Raw genomic sequence first — 1,521 nt, forward strand, 5'->3', positions numbered from 1 at the left:
AAGAGATACTTCGAAATGGTCTTGGAAAAGTGAGAAGGACTTATAATAGCCATTCAGAAGAGGAAAATAACCATATTGGATAGAATTCCAGCTATACTCAACATTGCATCTAACACAACCCTTTAGTACCTATATTTTATAGTCTAATTATGAATAGAACACAAAAATATTACATAAATGAGTTTATAAAAAGTATTAACTACAGGGTATTTACTAGGAATAAGCTAAATGTTGGTCTGAAAATGAATGTTATATTACTTAAAAACGAAATGGGGTTAAAAGCATGATTACAGCATTGGTTGATATCACAGAGGATTTTCCCATACTCAAGCGGCAAATTAATGGACATCGATTAGTATATCTGGATTCAGCTGCAACATCCCAAAAACCACAGTCTGTCATTGATTGTATCACCAAATACTATGAAAACACCAATGCCAATGTTTTGCGGAGTGTACATACTCTGGCAGAAGAAGCAACGGTAGCGATGCAAGAGGCCAGAGAAAAGATTGCACGTTTTATACATGCCAATTCTTACCGCGAAGTAATTTTTACCAGGGGAACTACCGAAAGTCTCAATACTATTGCTCGGGCGTGGGGAGATAAATTTTTGAAAGAAGGAGATGAAATTGTCCTTTCCCCCATGGAGCACCATTCCAACATTATCCCATGGCAGCAGTTAGCCAAGAGAAAGGGAGCGCATTTACGATACATTGATCTCAATAAAGATGGAACAATTACTATCGAATCCGTAAAAAAACAAATTAGCAACAGAACCAGAATTGTGACCCTTTCAGCGGTGTCAAATGTATTGGGCACTATAAATCCCATAGCTGAGGTAGCCAAACTGGCGCACGAGGTTGGAGCTATTATGGTCGTTGACGGGGCTCAATCAGTCCCGCACCAGCCCACAGATGTTCAGAACCTGGGAATAGATTTTCTTGCTTTTTCCGGCCATAAGATGCTGGGGCCTACTGGAATAGGTATTTTATGGGGCAAAGAAGCTTTACTGGAGGCTTCCGATCCAGTCATATTCGGTGGGGAAATGATCGCATATGTTGACAGGGAGAATGCAACCTGGGCCGAACTCCCTGCAAAATTTGAGGGGGGTACACCGCATATTGCTGGGGCTATTGGCCTTGGCAGCGCTGTGGATTACTTAAATGCTATTGGCATGTCCAGAATTGAGGAGCACAGCCGGGAACTTGCACAAGAAACTTATCAGAGGTTAGAAGAGATACCTGGAGTCATAGTCTATGGTCCGCCTTATCCACGAACCAGCGTTGTAGCCTTTAACATTTCAGGAATACACTCCCATGATGTCTCTCAGGTTCTTGATGCGCAGGGAATAGCCATCCGCGCCGGACATCACTGTGCCCAACCTTTGATGCGCTGGCTGGATGTTGGATCTACAGCCCGTGCCAGCTTCTATCTATATAACAGTGGTCAAGACATTGATGCTCTTGTGGATGCCATAAAGACAGCAAGGAGGTACTTTAAATTATGAATCTTGATGATATT

At 42.3% G+C, this 1,521-nt stretch carries 1 protein-coding gene; it reads left to right on the plus strand.

Going from position 1 to position 1,521, the window contains the following annotated elements:
- Positions 1-283: 283 nt before the first annotated feature.
- Positions 284-1,507: a cysteine desulfurase gene (locus tag AMDU4_RS12990; RefSeq protein WP_021788393.1), complete on the plus strand. Its 1,224-nt coding sequence runs from the start codon at positions 284-286 to the stop codon at positions 1,505-1,507.
- The last annotated feature ends 14 nt before the right edge of the window (positions 1,508-1,521 follow it).

The sequence above is a fragment of the Ferroplasma sp. Type II genome, assembly GCF_000496155.1.

Coding starts and splice junctions, on each gene's coding strand:
- AMDU4_RS12990 (WP_021788393.1), top strand. CDS start 284: ATGATTACAGCATTGGTTGATATCACAGAGGATTTTCCCATACTCAAG.